The organism is Variovorax sp. V35, assembly GCF_041154465.1.
Lineage (GTDB): Bacteria > Pseudomonadota > Gammaproteobacteria > Burkholderiales > Burkholderiaceae_C > Variovorax > Variovorax boronicumulans.
On sequence record NZ_AP028666.1, the window covers coordinates 7,134,263 to 7,150,074 of the forward strand.

Annotated in this window: 18 protein-coding genes; 12 read left to right on the forward strand and 6 right to left on the reverse strand. The window is 67.3% G+C overall.

Features of this window, described 5'->3' with window-relative positions; genetic code table 11:
* The first annotated feature begins 66 nt into the window (after positions 1–66).
* On the forward strand, positions 67–696 hold the full coding sequence (locus tag ACAM42_RS33020; RefSeq protein WP_062475261.1) for a glutathione peroxidase: 630 nt from the start codon (positions 67–69) through the stop codon (positions 694–696).
* A gap of 331 nt (positions 697–1,027) precedes the next feature.
* Here the strand turns inward: ACAM42_RS33020 and ACAM42_RS33025 are convergent, their stop codons facing one another.
* A complete protein-coding gene (locus ACAM42_RS33025; RefSeq protein WP_369630659.1) occupies positions 1,028–1,639 on the reverse strand; it encodes a glutathione S-transferase N-terminal domain-containing protein in 612 nt (203 codons plus the stop codon).
* A gap of 119 nt (positions 1,640–1,758) precedes the next feature.
* Here ACAM42_RS33025 and purB point away from each other — a divergent pair, with 119 nt between their 5' ends.
* The 4 genes from purB (at position 1,759) to ACAM42_RS33045 (ending at position 7,208) form a co-directional block, all read left to right on the forward strand.
* Positions 1,759–3,138 carry an adenylosuccinate lyase gene (gene purB, locus ACAM42_RS33030; RefSeq protein WP_369630660.1) on the forward strand — a complete coding sequence of 460 codons (1,380 nt, stop codon included), beginning with the start codon at positions 1,759–1,761 and terminating at the stop codon, positions 3,136–3,138.
* Positions 3,139–3,281: 143 nt separating this feature from the next.
* On the forward strand, positions 3,282–4,406 hold the full coding sequence (locus ACAM42_RS33035; RefSeq protein ID WP_369630661.1) for a PepSY-associated TM helix domain-containing protein: 1,125 nt from the start codon (positions 3,282–3,284) through the stop codon (positions 4,404–4,406).
* Positions 4,407–4,462: 56 nt separating this feature from the next.
* Complete coding sequence (locus ACAM42_RS33040) at positions 4,463–6,613, forward strand: TonB-dependent receptor family protein (RefSeq protein ID WP_369630662.1); 2,151 nt, start codon at positions 4,463–4,465, stop codon at positions 6,611–6,613.
* Between the two features lie 34 nt (positions 6,614–6,647).
* Positions 6,648–7,208 carry a YaeQ family protein gene (locus ACAM42_RS33045; protein ID WP_159279170.1) on the forward strand — a complete coding sequence of 187 codons (561 nt, stop codon included), beginning with the start codon at positions 6,648–6,650 and terminating at the stop codon, positions 7,206–7,208.
* Positions 7,209–7,221: 13 nt separating this feature from the next.
* Here ACAM42_RS33045 and ACAM42_RS33050 read toward each other — a convergent pair whose 3' ends face one another.
* Positions 7,222–7,527 carry a DUF2007 domain-containing protein gene (locus ACAM42_RS33050; protein WP_369630663.1) on the reverse strand — a complete coding sequence of 102 codons (306 nt, stop codon included), beginning with the start codon at positions 7,525–7,527 and terminating at the stop codon, positions 7,222–7,224.
* A gap of 2 nt (positions 7,528–7,529) precedes the next feature.
* Positions 7,530–7,994 carry a DUF3717 domain-containing protein gene (locus ACAM42_RS33055; RefSeq protein ID WP_062475279.1) on the reverse strand — a complete coding sequence of 155 codons (465 nt, stop codon included), beginning with the start codon at positions 7,992–7,994 and terminating at the stop codon, positions 7,530–7,532.
* A 507-nt stretch (positions 7,995–8,501) separates the two neighbouring features.
* On the opposite strand from ACAM42_RS33055, the gene ACAM42_RS33060 reads away from it, so the two are divergent.
* The 3 genes from ACAM42_RS33060 (at position 8,502) to ACAM42_RS33070 (ending at position 10,247) form a co-directional block, all read left to right on the forward strand.
* On the forward strand, positions 8,502–9,236 hold the full coding sequence (locus ACAM42_RS33060) for a TerC family protein (protein WP_062475282.1): 735 nt from the start codon (positions 8,502–8,504) through the stop codon (positions 9,234–9,236).
* An 86-nt stretch (positions 9,237–9,322) separates the two neighbouring features.
* Positions 9,323–9,787 (forward strand): hypothetical protein, encoded by a 465-nt coding sequence (locus ACAM42_RS33065; RefSeq protein ID WP_369630664.1) that lies wholly within the window; start codon positions 9,323–9,325, stop codon positions 9,785–9,787.
* A gap of 103 nt (positions 9,788–9,890) precedes the next feature.
* Positions 9,891–10,247 (forward strand): phage holin family protein, encoded by a 357-nt coding sequence (locus ACAM42_RS33070; RefSeq protein ID WP_095747298.1) that lies wholly within the window; start codon positions 9,891–9,893, stop codon positions 10,245–10,247.
* A gap of 21 nt (positions 10,248–10,268) precedes the next feature.
* On the opposite strand, the gene ACAM42_RS33075 is transcribed toward ACAM42_RS33070, so the two are convergent.
* Positions 10,269–11,840, reverse strand: a complete 1,572-nt coding sequence (locus ACAM42_RS33075) for a M48 family metalloprotease (protein ID WP_369630665.1) — start codon at positions 11,838–11,840, stop codon at positions 10,269–10,271.
* A 54-nt stretch (positions 11,841–11,894) separates the two neighbouring features.
* On the opposite strand from ACAM42_RS33075, the gene moaC reads away from it, so the two are divergent.
* Positions 11,895–12,383 carry a cyclic pyranopterin monophosphate synthase MoaC gene (gene moaC, locus ACAM42_RS33080; RefSeq protein WP_062475294.1) on the forward strand — a complete coding sequence of 163 codons (489 nt, stop codon included), beginning with the start codon at positions 11,895–11,897 and terminating at the stop codon, positions 12,381–12,383.
* Between the two features lie 10 nt (positions 12,384–12,393).
* On the opposite strand, the gene ACAM42_RS33085 is transcribed toward moaC, so the two are convergent.
* Both ACAM42_RS33085 and ACAM42_RS33090 read right to left on the reverse strand, forming a co-directional pair.
* Positions 12,394–13,869, reverse strand: a complete 1,476-nt coding sequence (locus ACAM42_RS33085) for a PglL family O-oligosaccharyltransferase (RefSeq protein WP_369630666.1) — start codon at positions 13,867–13,869, stop codon at positions 12,394–12,396.
* 318 nt (positions 13,870–14,187) lie between these two features.
* Complete coding sequence (locus tag ACAM42_RS33090) at positions 14,188–14,367, reverse strand: hypothetical protein (RefSeq protein ID WP_369630667.1); 180 nt, start codon at positions 14,365–14,367, stop codon at positions 14,188–14,190.
* On the opposite strand from ACAM42_RS33090, the gene ACAM42_RS33095 reads away from it, so the two are divergent.
* Genes ACAM42_RS33095 through ACAM42_RS33105 form a run of 3 tightly spaced genes read left to right on the forward strand, consistent with a single transcriptional unit; the run spans position 14,351 to position 15,812 of the window.
* Complete coding sequence (locus ACAM42_RS33095) at positions 14,351–14,743, forward strand: type IV pilin protein (protein ID WP_369630668.1); 393 nt, start codon at positions 14,351–14,353, stop codon at positions 14,741–14,743. The two genes, ACAM42_RS33090 and ACAM42_RS33095, sit on opposite strands and share 17 nt — an antisense overlap.
* A complete protein-coding gene (locus tag ACAM42_RS33100) occupies positions 14,740–15,330 on the forward strand; it encodes a GspH/FimT family pseudopilin (protein ID WP_369630669.1) in 591 nt (196 codons plus the stop codon). The genes ACAM42_RS33095 and ACAM42_RS33100 overlap by 4 nt, the downstream gene beginning before the upstream one ends.
* Positions 15,327–15,812, forward strand: coding sequence for a hypothetical protein (locus ACAM42_RS33105; protein WP_369630670.1), 486 nt, complete (start codon positions 15,327–15,329; stop codon positions 15,810–15,812). Before ACAM42_RS33100 ends, ACAM42_RS33105 begins: the two co-directional genes overlap by 4 nt.

A 15,812-nucleotide genomic window follows, 5' to 3' on the forward strand; every position in this document is an offset into this window, starting at 1 on the left:
ATGATGTGCTTGTGCGCGCGCCCGCGCCATAGATGCACACCCCCCTTTTCGATCCAGGAGCCCGTCATGCGAACCCCCGCCCGATTGTCGATGCTGCGACGTTGCGCCACGGCCTTTTCCCTCGTGGCGGGCCTGTCCGCCGCCCTGTCGGCGGGTGCCCAGACGGCCCCCGCAGCCCCTGCCGCGCCCGCGGTGGGCGGCGCCACCGGGTGCCCGGCGATCCTGCAGCACAGCTTCCCGCGGCTGCAGGATGAAAAGCCCCAGAACCTGTGCCAGTACTCCGGAAAAGTGGTCCTGGTGGTCAACACGGCCAGTTTTTGCGGCTTCACCCCGCAGTACAAGGGGCTGGAGGCGCTGGACATGAAGTACCGCGCCCGCGGCCTGGTGGTGCTGGGCTTCCCGTCGAACGATTTCTCCCAGGAATCGGGCTCCAACAAGGAAATCGCCGATTTCTGCGAAAGCACCTTCGGCGTGAAATTCCCGATGTTCGCCAAGTCGTCGGTGCGCGGCACCGACGCCAACCCGCTGTTCAAGCAGCTCGCGCAGGCCTCGGGCACGACGCCGAAATGGAACTTCTACAAGTACCTGATCGGACGCGACGGCAAGGTGGTGCAGGCGTGGTCGAGCATGACGGCGCCCGACGAGAACGGCTTCATCCAGGTGATCGAGAAACAGCTCGGCCCCAGCGGCGACTGACCGGCCCTGCAATGTGAACTTTGAGTCACAAACGTTTACCACTCGAACGGGAACCGTGCGGCGGCACCGCGCTCATACTTGAGCGTGGGCGGCCAAGGCCCACAGGTTTTCATGTTGCGAGGTCTTCCGGGCGCCTGCCGTCCGGTTGAAATCCCGAGGCGATTCTTCTCCTCCTCCCTCCCTCCCTCCTTCGTGTCGGGGCGCCTCGCAGCATTTTTGTCTTCCCGCCGACAGCGGGGCCCGCGATGACGCAGCGCCCCCCTCGGCCTTCTTGTACGCGGTGGCCCGAACGGCCCCAAGAAAAAAGCGCCCCGCGGGGCGCTTTGTCGTTTCAGGGCTGGGTGTCGATGAAGCTCGGCCGCAGCATGAGCTTGTCGTACAACTTGGCCAGGTTGGCGTGGTCGCCGCGCCAGTCGATTTCGGGAAAACGCAGCCCCAGCCAGCCCAGCGCGCAGCCGACCGCGATGTCGGACAGGCTCAGGTGGATGCCGCTGCAGAAGGGCTTGTCGCCCAGGCCCTTGGCCATGGCGGCCACGCCGGCCTGGACCTTGGCGCGCTGGCGCTCGATCCAGGCGGCGCTGCGCTCGCCGTCGGTGCGGCCGGTCCAGGTGGCCTCGAGGCGCCAGAGCACGCCGGCGTCCATGACGCCGTCGGCCAGCGCTTCCCAGGTCTTGACCTCGGCGCGCTCGCGGCTTTGCTGCGGAATGAGCTTGCCCACGGGCGACAGGGTGTCGATGTACTCGACGATGACGCGCGAGTCGAACATCGCCTCGCCGCCTTCCATGATCAGGCACGGCACCTTGCCCAGCGGATTCGAATGGGCGATCGTGGTGTCTGCGGACCAGACGTCTTCGATCACGAACTGGTAGTCGAGCCGCTTTTCGGCCAGCACCACGCGCACCTTGCGCACATACGGGCTGGCGGCGGATCCGATCAGTTTCATGAAGGCTCTCTCCCCATCGCTTGTTAACGTTTGTTCGCAGGCATTTTAGGTGAAGGGAAAAAGACGGCGCCCGAATTCCCCCGCGGCGCGGCCACCCGGCGGCCGCCTAAAATTCGGGCATGAGCTTTTCCACCGTCTCCGCCCTCTCCCCCCTTGACGGCCGCTATGCGGCCAAACTCGCGGCCTTGCGCCCGCTGATGAGCGAACAGGGCTATATGCACCGTCGCGTGCAGGTGGAGGTGGCCTGGTTCATTGCGCTGTCCGACTGCGGCTTCGCCGAGTTCAAGCCCCTCACGGGCGGCGCCCGCAAGTACCTGATGGGGCTGGTGTCGCACTTTTCCGAGGCCGACGCGCTGGCCATCAAGGACATCGAGAAGACCACCAACCACGACGTGAAGGCCGTCGAATACTGGATCAAGTCGAAGTTCGAAGCCCGCCCCGAGCTGCTGGCCGCCGCCGAATTCGTGCACTTCGCCTGCACCAGCGAAGACATCAACAACACCAGCCACGCCCTGCAGATCCAGGCCGCGCGCGACACCGTGGTGCTGCCGGCCATCGACGGCCTGATCGCCAAGCTGCGCGAAATGGCGCACCAGTTCGCCGACGTGTCGATGCTTTCGCGCACGCACGGCCAGACCGCCAGCCCGACCACCGTGGGCAAGGAAATCGCCAATGTGGCGGTGCGCCTGACCAAGGCCCGCGCGCAGATCGCCACCGTGCAGCTGCTGGGCAAGATGAACGGTGCCGTGGGCAACTACAACGCCCACTTGGCCGCCTGGCCCGAGTTCGACTGGGAAGCCTTCAGCCGCAAGGTCGTCGAGACGCCCGCGCCGCTGGGCCTGGGCCTGAGCTTCCAGCCGTACAGCATCCAGATCGAGCCGCACGACTACATGGCCGAGCTGTTCGACGCCGTGGCGCGCGTCAACACGATCCTGGTCGACTTCTCGCGCGACATCTGGGGCTACGTGAGCCTGGGCTACTTCAAGCAGCGCCTGAAGAAGGGCGAGATCGGCTCGTCGACCATGCCGCACAAGGTCAACCCGATCGACTTCGAGAACGCCGAGGGCAACCTGGGCCTGGCCAACGCGGTGCTGCGCCACCTGAGCGAGAAGCTGCCCATCAGCCGCTGGCAGCGCGACCTGACCGACAGCACGGTGCTGCGCAACATCGGCGTGGCCTTCGGCTACGCCACGCTGGCCTACGCGAGCCTGGCCACCGGCCTGGGCAAGCTCGAGATCAACCAGGAAGCGCTGGCCGACGACCTCGAGGCCTCGTGGGAAGTGCTGGCCGAACCGATCCAGACCGTGATGCGCCGCTTCGGCGTGCAGGGCGCCTACGAGCAGCTCAAGGAAGTCACGCGCGGCAAGACCGTGACGGCCGAGGCGCTGCACGGGCTGATCCGCTCGCTGGCCATTCCCGAGGAAGAGAAGACCCGCCTCCTGGCCATGACGCCCGCCAGCTACACCGGCAAGGCGGCCGAGCTGGCCCGTAGAATTTAGGCCTCCCCCGCGACGATCCGCCGGCCCGTGCCGCCCACGGCCGGCGCGCCTCGTTCGCCCACCGATACCTCCCAGCCAACGTGCCCCGTTTGGGGCACGCCAGCCGACAACCCAGACGGGACGCCTCGACGTCCCCGTTGTTCATGCGGCGCGCCCCACTGAGACGCCTCTGGCTCACGCTCCACCGATGGATCGGCCTCACGCTCGGGCCGCTGCTCGCCCTCACGGCGCTGCTGGGCGCTGTGCTGGTCGTGGCGCTGCCGCTCGACCGCGCAGCGCATCCTGAGTTCTTCGTCGCGCGCAGCAACAGCAGCACGGCCCCGGCGCCGCTGGAGCCGCTGCGCCAACGCCTGCTCGCCGAGTTCGGCCCCGACACCAACCTCATGCTGCGCCCGCCGCGCCAGCCCGGCGACACGCTCTGGGTGCTGGTGCGCGGCCCGTGGGACGGCACGCTCTACCTCGACCCCGCCACCGGCGCCGAACAGGGCCGCCGCGGCACGCACGAAGGCGCCTACAACCTGCTGTTCGAGCTGCACAGCAGCCTGCTGCTGGAAGACACCGGCAAGGGCATCCTCGCCATCGCCGCGCTGGCCTACCTGTTCCTGCTGGTCACCGGCGTGGTGCTGTGGTGGCCGGCGCGCTGGCCGCCCTCGCTGCGCATCGTGCTGGACCGCGGCCTGCTGCGCGGGCTGTTCGACCTGCACCGCACGGGCGGCGCCGTGCTCGGACTGCTGATCGCGGTGTCGGTCTTCACCGGCGCCTACATGGCCTGGCGACCGCTGGGCGGCTTCATCTCGACCGCGCTCGGGCAAACACCTGCCAAGGCACCCGGGGTGCCCAAGGGCACCGCCACCGGCCCTCGCCTGCCGCTCGACGACCTCGTCGCCCGCGCGCAGGCCGTGTTCCCCGGCCAGCCCATCGGCTACGTGCAGGTGCCCGGCCGCGCGGACCGGCCGCTGCGCGTACGCTTCCGGCTCGCCGACGACCCGCACCCGAACGGCATCGGCTCGGTGTGGGTGCACCCGGTCACGGGCGAGCTGCTCGGCGTGCGCCGCTGGCAGGACATGGACACCGGCAACGGCGCGGTGGTCGTGATCTATCCGCTGCACACCGGCGTGCTCGGCGGCGTGGTGCACCAGGCGGTCACCGCGCTGCTGGGCCTGGCGCTGACCGGCCTCGGCCTGAGCGGCGTGTGGCTCTGGTGGCGCCGGCGCGCCGTGGCTGCGGCCGCGCGCAGCCAGGCGCTGTCCCGCGGCGCGGCGCCCTGAACGACACACACATCCCATCCCTTCATCCATCACAAATACATCGAGGAGGACTCCCCTTGTTCCCGCACAAAAAGACCGCCATCGCCCTGGCCCTGCTGCCCCTGAGCCTGCACAGCTTCGCGGCCGACGCCGAGCCGTCGAAGTCGCTCGAGGCCATCACCGTCACCGGCGACTGGCTCGGCACGCCCACCGAGACCAAGGTGCTCGAGCACGCCGGCGCGCGCAGCATCGTCGAGCGCCAGCAGATCCAGGAAAGCGGCTCGACCAGCGTGCGCGACGTGCTGCGCCAGGTGCCCGGCGTGCAGGTGCAGGAGAGCAACGGCACCGGCGGCAGCGACATCTCGCTCAACGTGGGCGTGCGCGGCCTGACCTCGCGGCTGTCGCCGCGCTCGACCGTGTTGCTGGACGGCATGCCGCTGGCCTACGCGACCTACGGCCAGCCGCAGCTGTCGCTGGCACCGGTGTCGCTCGGCAGCCTCGAGGCGGTCGACGTGGTGCGCGGCGCAGGCTCGGTGCGCTACGGCCCCCAGAACGTGGGCGGCATCATCAACTTCGTGACGCGCTCGATCCCCAAGCAGTTCGCGGGCGAAGTCGGCGTGGGCGTCGAGAGCGCCAGCCACGGCGGCGGCACCAAGACCACGCCGAGCCTGTTCATCGGCGGCACCAACGAGAACGGCCTGGGCCTGGCGCTGCTGTACTCGGGCACGCATGGCGACGGCTGGCGCCAGGGCAACGACCACACCAGCATCGACGACCTGATGCTCAAGGGCGCCTACCGAATCTCGAAGACCGACGACATCGCGATCTCGCTGCACCACTTCGAAGGCAAGGGGCGCATGCCCGGCGGCCTGACGACGGCGCAATTCGCGGCCAACCCGTTCCAGTCGGACCGCCCCTACGACGAGTTCACGGGCCGCCGCACCGACGGCTCGCTCAAGTACACGCACAACGACGGCGTGAACAAGTTCGAGATGCTGACCTACTACACGGACTCGTACCGCAGCAGCTACCTCGAGCAGGAAGGCACGGGCGCCAACGCCAACCGCCGCCGCCTGACCACCGCGCCGCGCAACTACAAGACCTACGCCTTCGAGCCGCGCTACTCGCGCCTGATCGACTCGGGCAGCGTGGTGCAGGAAATCAGCATCGGCGCGCGCTACCTGAAGGAAGATGCCTCCGAAACGGCCACGCGCAGCAGCTACTACCGGCCGGCGCCGGGCTTCGACGCCTACGCGCTCGCGCAGCCGGCGTACCAGACCAGCAAGGGCGGCACGACCGCGCACGCGTTCTACATCGACGACCGCATCGACTTCGGCAACTGGACGGTCACACCCGGCGTGCGCTACGAATCCTTCCGCTCGCACAACGACGTGTTCACCGTGGCCAACAACCGCATCACCAACGCGATCTACCCGAAGATCGATTCCAACGAGGTGCTGCCCACGCTGTCGGTGCTCTACCGCATGAGCGAGCGCTGGACGCTGTTCGCCAATGCCGGCGTGTCGTTCGGCCCGCAGCAGTACGCCCAGCTCGCGCAGTCGACCACCAGCCTGCACCCCGAAAAGGCCAAGACCTACGAGATCGGCACCAAGTACAAGGGCGAATCGTGGAGCGGCGAGCTGACGCTGTTCAACATCAACTTCGACAAGGAGCTGCAGCTGGCGCGCTCCATCACCGGCGACGTCGGCCAGTGGACCGACCTGGGCGCCACGCGCCACCGCGGGCTGGAGTCGGCGCTGCGCTACGACCTGGGCAGCCTGAGCGACGCGCTCAAGGGGCTGTCGGTGTCGGGCACCTACACGTACACGCAGGCCACCTCGAAGGCCGGCGTGTTCGCGGGGCGCGACCTGCCCTTCTACTCGCGCCATGTCGCGACGCTCGGCGCGCGCTACGAGCGCGGGCCGTGGACGCTCAACGCCGACCTCTACGCGCAATCCAAGCAGCGTTCGCCGGGCTCGCCGGACGACGGCGCGAAGTACATCACCGTGGAAGACCCGAGCGGGCGGCTGGGCGACATCCCGGGCTACGGCACGGTGAACCTGCGCGCCGCCTACGACTTCGGCCCCTCGCTGAGCCACCTGAAGCTGGCCGTGGGCGTGAAGAACCTGTTCGACCGCCGCTACTACAACCGCTCGGTCGACAACAACGGCGGCAAGTACGTGGGCCAGCCGCGCACGGTGTACCTGCAGGCGTCGCTGGCGTTCTGAGGCCGAAGGGGCGCGCGCATACACTCGCGCACCCATGGCTCTCAAATCCACCATCTTCAAGGCCACCCTCGCGGTGGCCGACATCGACCACGGCTACTACGCCGACCATGCGCTGACCCTGGCGCGCCACCCCAGCGAGACCGACGAGCGGATGATGATCCGGCTGGTCGCGCTCGCGCTCAACGCGCACCAGCTGCAGGACATCTGCAACGGCGACGGCACGCTGGCCTTCGGCGCGGGCCTGTCGAACGTCGAGGAGCCCGACGTGTGGCTGCGCGACTTCACGGGCCAGACCAAGATATGGATCGAGGTCGGCCAACCGGAAGACAAGCCCATCATCAAGGCCTGCGGCAAGGCCGACGAGGTGATCGTCTACTGCTTCAACCACGCGGCCGAGATCTGGTGGCGCGGCATCGAGAGCAAGCTCACGCGGCCGCAGAACCTGAAGGTCTATCGCGTGCCGACCGAGGCCTCGCAGGCGCTCGCGAGGCTGGCGCAGCGCAGCATGCAGCTGCAGGCGACGATCCAGGAAAGCACGCTGACGCTGGGCGACGGCGTGAACAGCATCGACGTCGAGCTGCTCAAGTGGAAGTGAAGGGTCCGGGCGGCTAGGCCGCCGGCATCATCTCGCCGCACTGCCAGCACTGCTCGAAACCGCCTTCGACCTGCTCGCCGCACACGCAGCGCCAACTGCGCTGCGGCCGGTGCTGCAGTTCGTGCAGCAGGCGCCGCGCGAGTTCGTACTGGGATTCGTCGTCGATCCAGATCTCGGGCAGGCACTGGTCGGGCGGCAGCTGGCCCATGACCGCGCCGAGGAATTCGCGCTGCACCGTCGCGGCCACGCCCTCCTCGCGCAAGGCGTGCGCCCACACGGTCGCGATCGCGAGGTTGGGGGCTTGCGCGAGGCGGCGCATGGTCAGGGGGCCCAGTTTTTCTCGTCGTCCGGGTCGAACTCGGTCTCTGCAGCGGTCGGCTCGGCTTCGCGTGCGCGCTCGGCATAGCGGTTGAAGCGCCAGGCCGAGTCTTCCATGGTGATGCGGCGCCAGGTGACGCGCTTCTCGACCGGCGTCATGGCCGGCCAGTACTGCACCTCGTCGAAGCTGCGTCCGCAGCCCTTGCACTCGTCGTCGCCCTGGCTGGTCGAGCAGATCGCGATGCAGGGCGTGTCGGGCGTGCTGTGGTACCAGTCGAGCCAGGCGGCCCAGGCCTTGGCGGGAAAGCCGACCTCGTCGACCTCGTCTTCGTGGTGGAAGACCATGAGCGCGTAGACCTCGGCCAGCGCGCGCAACTCGGGCGCCAGCGTGATGCCGTCGGGCGAGGGAGACTTCTCGCGCCAGTGGTTGATGGCGGCCTCGATGTCGGTGATGTGGATGGCGGCCATGGAGAGTGAAAAAACAGCGAGCGGCGATCATAGTCCCGCAATGTCCCGCTCCTTTTTAGGGCCATAGTCGCTCCCAAAAATGGAGCATCAAATGCCCGCTGCATGCGCCCCTCCGGACCTTTGCCCTTAAATGTAAAGAAAACTTTTGGTTGCCTCGGCGCGGTCTTCAATGCTCTAATCCCGCCCACGAAGGGGAGTAGCTCCCGATCGCTGTCCCCGGGCAGCGTGAATCGTCAGGTCGTCAATACGAAGCACAACACTTCCGGCCTGTCGGGCGACACACGCGCGGACGCAGGTCGGCGCGCTTGCTGTTGTCGAGCGAGACCTTCGATTTGAACCTGCGCAGGTTTGGTCGAAGCGTTCGCAAGTCCCCGGTGTCACCCGGCCTTCGCTCCCCCGCTTTCGACCGCACCCGCGCAGGGTGAATCGAAACGCATCGGCATGCCGCTGCCCGTCGTGGTCCCCATCAGGGAGCTGCGGGCGTGGCGCCAAGACAAAGAGGAATCTATGGAACAGTTCATGGCCCCGGAATTCTGGGTCGCAGTCGGTCAGATCATCATGATCGACATTCTTTTGGGCGGCGACAACGCCGTCGTCATCGCGCTGGCCTGCCGCAAGCTGCCGCCCGCGCAACGCACCCAGGGCATCCTGTGGGGTACCGCCGGCGCCATCGTGCTGCGCGTGATCCTGATCTTCTTCGCGCTCACGCTGCTCGCGATTCCGTTCCTGAAGCTGGTGGGCGCAATCCTGCTGCTGTGGATCGGCGTGAAACTGCTGGCCCCCGACCATGACGACGCGCACGGCAACATCGCCGGCAGCGACCGCCTCTGGGGCGCCGTGAAGACCGTGATCGTGGCCGACCTGGTCATGAGCGTGGACAACGTGATCGCCATCGCCGGTGCCGCACAAGGCGCGGGCGACGGCCACCAGATGCCGCTGGTGATCTTCGGCCTGCTCGTGAGCATCCCGATCATCGTCTGGGGCAGCCAGCTGGTCATCAAGCTGATGGACCGCTTCCCGATGATCATCACGCTGGGCGGCATGCTGCTGGGCTGGATCGCCGGCACGATGGCCGTGTCCGACCCGGCCCTGGCGAACCCCGCCAACTGGACCTGGGTGCCGAAGGTGCCGCAGACCGACACCATCAAGTACGCCGCCGGCATCATCGGTGCGCTGCTGGTGCTGGCGATCGGCAAGTGGGTGGCTTCGCGCAAGCCGGCCCCCGCCACCCCGGCCCACTGAGCGTTCGTTGAACGATAAACGCCCCGCACTGAAACTTCTTGCATCAATCCGGTCTCTGTCACTCTAACTATCAAAGGAGAGCACTCATGGAAAAGATCATTCTTTACGTCGACGACGCCGTCTATGCCAGCGAGCAGTTCGCCGAACTGGCGCCGGATGCGAACAACGTCGTGGCGCGCCATTGGGTGCTCGTGGCCTGCGCGCCGCGCATGACACACCGGATCAGCAAGTGGGTGAGCCACAGCGCGCGCGAGAACTGGCGCGCCAAGTGGTTCAGCAAGGTGCAGGCGCAGATGCTGCCGCTGCTCGAACGCAACGGCGGCCAGGTGACGGCGGTGCTGGCCAAGGGCCCGCTGACCGACCTGACGCAGCAACTCAAGCGCGAGCACGCGGCCACCCACGTGGTCGATGCGCGCCGCCCGAAGATCGGCGTCGACCTGGAACCGGTCACGCCCGACCAGACCCCGGCCAAGCAATCGGGCTGGGCCTTTCCCGGCGCCGTGATGGGCATGGGCGCGCTGCTGGTGCTGGCCAACGAGCTGGCCGAGTAAGCCTGATCAGGGCCGCACGCCCTCCCGAACCGACACAAGCCCCGCTGCGGCAACGCAGCGGGGCTTGTTCTTTTGTGCGGGCCCGTGGGGTATCCTGCGGCGCATGCGCATCCTCCTCAAATGGCTGCTCAGCGCCGTCGCGCTGCTCGCGGTCGCCTACCTCTACAGCGGCGTCCAGGTCCAGAGTTTCGGTTCGGCGCTGCTCGCGGCGGCCGTGATCGGCCTGCTCAACATGGTCGTGCGGCCCGTGCTGGTGATCCTGACGCTGCCGGTCACCATCGTCACGCTCGGGCTGTTCCTGTTCGTGATCAACGCCCTGCTGTTCTGGGCCGCCTCGGGCCTGCTCGGCGGCTTCCATGTGAACGGCTTCCTCGCCGCGCTGCTGGGCTCGCTGATCTACTCGCTGCTCGGGCTGCTCATCGAGAGCGCGCTGGGCGGGCTGCTGTCCTCCCGGCGCTGAACGCCGCCCCTCGACACTTCACTACTTCAGCGGCGGCTCCTCGGCCTGCTGCTTGACCAGCACGTCGACGGCGCGTGCGCGCGTGTCGATGATCGATGCCTCGTAGTGGTCGATGGGCGCGCCCGACTTGCGGACCAGCTCCTGCGCCGCCTTGAAGCGGTCGCGCGCCGCCGGGTAGTCGAGGATCGCCACGTTGGCCTCGGCGTCGGCACGAATGGCGCGCAGCGTGTCGTTCTGCGCCCCGTACAGGTTGGCCAGCGTGCGCCAGACCGTGGCGTCGCGCGGGTGGACGGCCACCCAGTCGCGCAGCACGGGCACCATCGGCGCAGGCTGGCGCTGGGCGATCGCGGCTTCGGCCGCGAGGATCATCTCGGGCCGCTCCTTCGACTTGGCGTCGAGCAGCGCCGCCGCACGAGCGGCGCCGCCGGCCGCGAGTTCGATCTCGGCCTGCAGCCAGCGCGCCTGCTTGCTCGCGGCCGCGTCGTCGGCCGTGCGGGCCACGAGCCGCTCGGCCAGCGCGCGCGCCGCCTTGAAATCGCGCAGCTCCTTGGCCGCCATCGCCGCCGCGTAGAGCGTGCCCGCCTGCTGGGCCGGTGAACTGCCCGCGAACTCGCCGCTCGACGCCGCATTGACCCACAGCCGCAGCACGTCGACGCCCGGGCGCGTCAGCACGCGGGCGCGCGAGGCGACCATGGCGTGGTCCATGACCAGCGGCACCACCGGCGGCGCGGCGTCGGCGCGGAACTGGAACCGCCCTTGCATGTCCGAGATGCGCTCGGTCGTCAGCGGGTGGCTGCGCAAGTACGGGTACGAGCCGTTGTCGTTCAGGCGCGAGGCGTACTGCAGCTTCTCGAACATCGCCGCGGCGCCCTGCGGCGCAAAGCCCGCCTGCGTCATCACGCCGAATCCGATGCGGTCGGCCTCGCGCTCCATGTCGCGCGAGAAGCTCAGCTGGTTCTGCATGAACAGCGCCTGGCTGCCCATGATCACGGCCTGGCCGGCGTCGGAATTGCGGCTCTTGCTGGCGGCGATCATCCCGAGGATCAGGCCGGCGATCATCAGGGGCATCTGCTTGCCCTGCTTGTTCATGATGCGCGAGATGTGGCGCTGCGTGACGTGCGACAGCTCGTGCCCGAGCACCGTCGCCAGCTCGTCGCGGCTGCCGACCGCGGCCAGCAGCCCCAGGTTCAGCCCGAGGTAGCCGCCCGGCAGCGCGAAGGCGTTGATGTTGCGGTCGCGCCCCAGCAGGATGGTCCAGGCAAAGCGCTCGTCGAGCTCCGGCGTGAGCTCGCCGCGCGAGCGCGCGGCGGCCAGCAGGCGCTGCCAGATGTCCTGCACATAGGCGGCGATCACCGGGTCGTCGATGTAGTCCGTGTCGCGGTACAGCTCGCGCACGATCTGGTCGCCCAGCCGGCGCTCGGCGCTGGCCGTCATCTCGCCGCCGTCACCGAGGCCCGGCAGGATCTGCTGCACCTGCGCCAGCGCGGGGGCCGGCAGCAGCACCTGGGAAGCTATCAAAAAGGTAGCGCACACCGCATGCCGGAGGGGCGTCGGGCGCGTTTTCTTGTGGGAAGAGGGAGTCAAGCGCGGCATTCCTCGTCTGTGGCTCGGGCTCGTATGATGCATCTTCAAAACGAACGTTCACCGATGAGCACCCTCACCCATTTTGACGCCCAGGGCCAGGCCCACATGGTCGACGTGGCGGCCAAGCCCGCCACCCACCGCGTGGCCGTGGCCACCGGCCGCATCGAGATGCAGCCTGCGACGCTGGCGCTGATCGAATCGGGCACCGCCAAGAAGGGCGACGTGCTGGGCATCGCACGCATCGCCGGCATCCAGGCCGCCAAGAAGACCAGCGACCTGATCCCGCTGTGCCACCCGCTGGCGCTGACCCGCGTGGCCGTGGCCTTCGCGCTCGCCGAGGGCGGCCAGGCGCCGCAGGTGGCCTGCACCGCGACCGTCGAGACCGTCGGCCCGACCGGCGTGGAAATGGAAGCCCTGACCGCCGTGCAGGTCGCGCTGCTCACCATCTACGACATGTGCAAGGCCGTGGACCGCGGGATGCGGATCACCGACGTGCATGTGCTGGAGAAGCACGGCGGGAAGTCGGGGAGCTACGTCGCGACGGCGGGCTGAAATCCAGCGGCTATAGCTCGGGTGCGTCGTCCGGGCGGTTGTCCAGCCAGCGGGCGAACGCGGCTGGAAACGCTACACGGAAGCGCTCGGCCAGCGCGTGCGCTTCTGCATCGCGCCCCAGCAGCTCGGCGCTTTCGATCAGCTTCACGATGACACGCGGCTCGGGCGAAAAGTGCAGCACGCGCCCGGCCAGTTCGTGCATGTGCGCGGCATTCGCCGGCGTGACGGTCGTCAGCGTCACCTCGGCGAAATCCACCTGGCGTGAAAACAGCCACGAGCCCTGGAGCTTGGCGAGCGTGTCGTCGCGGTAGGCCGGCATGCGGGCCTCGCGCGGCAGGTAGATCTGGCTGATGCGGGTGTAGTCCCAGGCGGCGTAGCCGATGACGGCGACCCAAGCTGCGGCTGCAGCGAATGCGGCGAGTTTTCTGCCGTTCGCTTCCGGGCGCTTGGGTGATTCTGGCCACAAGATGCCGAGGCACAGACCGAACACCAGCTGGAACGGGCCGTACCAGAGCGGGTATTCGAGCAGGCTGTGCACGAGGATGACGCCGAGCAGGCCCCACGCCATCAGCCGCAAGGGATCGCGCTCGCGCCAAGGCTTCGCCGCACCCACCATCCACAGAAAGCCGCCGCAGATGAGCAGCGCCGCCGGAATGCCCAGCTCGACCGCGAGGTGCAGCGGCAGGTTGTGGGCGTTGTCGAGGATCACGGGGAAACGCGGGCCGTTGTACAGCGTGGCGAAGTGCGCGAAGCTGAGCTCGCCCCAGCCCCAGCCGGTGAGGGGGCGCTGGGCGATCAGGGTCAGGACGTTCTGCCAGAGGACGACACGGCTGTCGGTGGTGACGACGGCGGGTTGCAGGCGTGATGCCAAAACCGCAGTGACGGCCGGGCCATCACCACCCGCGGCGAGATAAGGCAACACCGCATCGAAGGCGAAGTAAAGCGCAATCCCTGCCAGCAGAACGAGTGGCGGCGGAAGGCGAAAGGATCCCGGAATCACCCGCCCGCGGCGCTCTCGCCAAGCCGCAAGGCTCGCAACCGCCATGACCCCTCCGAACTGAAGCAATCCGGTGCGCGACAAGGAGGCCGCTGCGGCGGCAATCAATACGACGGCCGCCGCCATCAGCCCCCATCGCGCTTGGCGCGAATCCCGTGTGCCATAGAGCCACAACATGGCAACGAGGGCCAGACTGAGAAGCGTGGCGAACTGGTTGCGCTGGCGCAGCGTGCCCCACGCCCGCCCTGTGGGAGGTGAAGCGACCCAGGACGCGAGGCCGCCCGCCAGGTCGTAGTACTGAAACAAGCCCAGCACGGCGTTGAGCAATCCCGCGCCGAAGAGCCCCCAAGCCGTTGCCGTCGATACAGAGATATCGCTGCTTGATGAACGGGCACCCAAGCCTGCTGCCAGCGCTATGGCGACGAGCACAGCCAGTGGGAATGCGAGGGGCCACCCAGCGGCACCCCAGATTCCGGTGAGCGCCAGCACCGCTGCGCTTGCACCCAGCCAACGAGTCAGCCCAGAAGCAGGCCAAGCCAACGCCGAGGCACAGAGAAGCCAACCCGCGAGACAGCTCCAAGACACCAACTGCTGCCACACAGTGACCGACGGCCCCGCCACCAGGGGGGAAAGAAACGCGGATGCCAGCAGCGCTGCGCGCACGCCGCAGAGGGTCCGACCCGATGAAGGACGCGGGTCAAGACGGGCTGAAAAAAGCTGCACGAGCCCATTGTGCCCCCCTCTCGATCCGACGAGTGGTCACGGCTGCCGGGCGAGTGGCTTTGGAAAGATTGGCAAATCGACACATTATTTAACAATATTTCGCAATTGTTTCCAAGTCCGATCCGCGGGCTTGAATCCGGCTTGAAAGGCAGTCTTGATGAACCAGCGAGTTGCATTGCCCACCCGATCAAGGATGGGTGCACCAGAACCACGACGGGCGCTGAAAGGGTTCACCTTGATCGAGGTCATGGTCACGATCGCCATCGTGGCCATCCTTGCGAGCATTGCCTACCCGAACTACTCGGACTACGTGCGACGGGGCAATGTTCAAGAAGCGCCCGGGAACCTGTCGAGCTATCGCACCCAACTTGAGCAGTACTACCAAGATCACCGCACCTATGTCAAAGCCGATGGCACCTGCGGCATCGATCCTCCAGCCACCACAGCCAACTTCCAGTACGGCTGCACGCCCTCGTCCACCGGCCAAGGCTACTCGCTCGCTGCCACCGGCAACACCGGCACCTCGGTTACGGGCCTCAAGTACATGCTGGACCAAAAAAACCAGCCGTCCACGACGTGCAGCAGTTGCGCCTGGAACTTCACCGGCACGCAGACCAAATGGATTGTGCGCAAGCCATGAAGCCAAGGGTTCACCGCACGGCGGCGGGCTTCACCCTGATCGAATTGATGGTCGGGATCGCACTCTTCGCGGTCCTGTTCATGCTCGCATATCCCAGCTATGCGAGCTTCATTCGCAACGCACAGGTTCGCACCGCCGCTGAATCCGTGCTCAACGGCTTGCAACTGGCTCGAGCCGAAGCGATCCGACGCAACGGCAACGTCCAGTTCACGCTGACGAACAAATCGAACGGCGTGGCCCTTGCGGGAGGCACCGACTGGGCCCTCTACGGCGCGCTCCCGGATACACCCACGAATCTCAACGACTTGGTGCAAGAACATCGGGAAGGCAATGCCTCGTCCAATGCCCGCGTCCAGGTTTCCGATGCCGTGGGCACCACGACACCCGACCCTGGAGCCGGCATGCCAGCCACCATCACATTCACCGGCCTGGGACGACTCACCACGGCAACAACCGCGCGCCAGATCGATATCACCGGCGCGACCACCGACGTACGCCGGCTGGCGATCATCCTGGCGCCCGGCGGCGACATCCGCATGTGCGATCCGGGCCACTCCTTGGCCACCACCCCGCAAGGTTGCTCATGAGTGCACAGAGAAAAAAATTTCGCGCCATTCGTCGGCGGCCCAGTGCTCAACGCGGCGTGATGCTGATCGAAGCACTCGTTGCGATCGCCATTTTTTCCCTCGCGATTCTCGGGATCCTCGGCTTGCAGGCGACGGCCATTCGCGCCGTGAGCGACGCCGACTACCGTGCCAAGGCCAGCTTCTTCGCGAACCAGATCGTCGGGCGCATGTGGGTGGACCGCTTCAATGTCCCGACCTACGCCTTGAATGCCAGTGCGACAGCCTGTGACCCAGGCGACAACACAGCCGCCAACCCACTGGTGACCAGTTGGCTTTCCGAGTTGAGCAATACAACCAACCAGGGCGCCCTGCCTGGTGCCTCCGGGTTGCAGCAGCAGATCGTCGTTGGACCCAACAACGTCGTGACGGTAACGCTCTGCTGGCAAAGCCCGCAGGATGAGTTGACGCACAACTTCACCCTCACGACACAGATCCAAGGCTGA

Coding starts and splice junctions, on each gene's coding strand:
- ACAM42_RS33020 (WP_062475261.1), top strand. CDS start 67: ATGCGAACCCCCGCCCGATTGTCGATGCTGCGACGTTGCGCCACGGCC.
- ACAM42_RS33025 (WP_369630659.1), bottom strand. CDS start 1,639: ATGAAACTGATCGGATCCGCCGCCAGCCCGTATGTGCGCAAGGTGCGC.
- purB (WP_369630660.1), top strand. CDS start 1,759: ATGAGCTTTTCCACCGTCTCCGCCCTCTCCCCCCTTGACGGCCGCTAT.
- ACAM42_RS33035 (WP_369630661.1), top strand. CDS start 3,282: ATGCGGCGCGCCCCACTGAGACGCCTCTGGCTCACGCTCCACCGATGG.
- ACAM42_RS33045 (WP_159279170.1), top strand. CDS start 6,648: ATGGCTCTCAAATCCACCATCTTCAAGGCCACCCTCGCGGTGGCCGAC.
- ACAM42_RS33050 (WP_369630663.1), bottom strand. CDS start 7,527: ATGCGCCGCCTCGCGCAAGCCCCCAACCTCGCGATCGCGACCGTGTGG.
- ACAM42_RS33055 (WP_062475279.1), bottom strand. CDS start 7,994: ATGGCCGCCATCCACATCACCGACATCGAGGCCGCCATCAACCACTGG.
- ACAM42_RS33060 (WP_062475282.1), top strand. CDS start 8,502: ATGGAACAGTTCATGGCCCCGGAATTCTGGGTCGCAGTCGGTCAGATC.
- ACAM42_RS33065 (WP_369630664.1), top strand. CDS start 9,323: ATGGAAAAGATCATTCTTTACGTCGACGACGCCGTCTATGCCAGCGAG.
- ACAM42_RS33070 (WP_095747298.1), top strand. CDS start 9,891: ATGCGCATCCTCCTCAAATGGCTGCTCAGCGCCGTCGCGCTGCTCGCG.
- ACAM42_RS33075 (WP_369630665.1), bottom strand. CDS start 11,840: ATGCCGCGCTTGACTCCCTCTTCCCACAAGAAAACGCGCCCGACGCCC.
- moaC (WP_062475294.1), top strand. CDS start 11,895: ATGAGCACCCTCACCCATTTTGACGCCCAGGGCCAGGCCCACATGGTC.
- ACAM42_RS33095 (WP_369630668.1), top strand. CDS start 14,351: ATGGTCACGATCGCCATCGTGGCCATCCTTGCGAGCATTGCCTACCCG.
- ACAM42_RS33090 (WP_369630667.1), bottom strand. CDS start 14,367: ATGGCGATCGTGACCATGACCTCGATCAAGGTGAACCCTTTCAGCGCC.
- ACAM42_RS33100 (WP_369630669.1), top strand. CDS start 14,740: ATGAAGCCAAGGGTTCACCGCACGGCGGCGGGCTTCACCCTGATCGAA.
- ACAM42_RS33105 (WP_369630670.1), top strand. CDS start 15,327: ATGAGTGCACAGAGAAAAAAATTTCGCGCCATTCGTCGGCGGCCCAGT.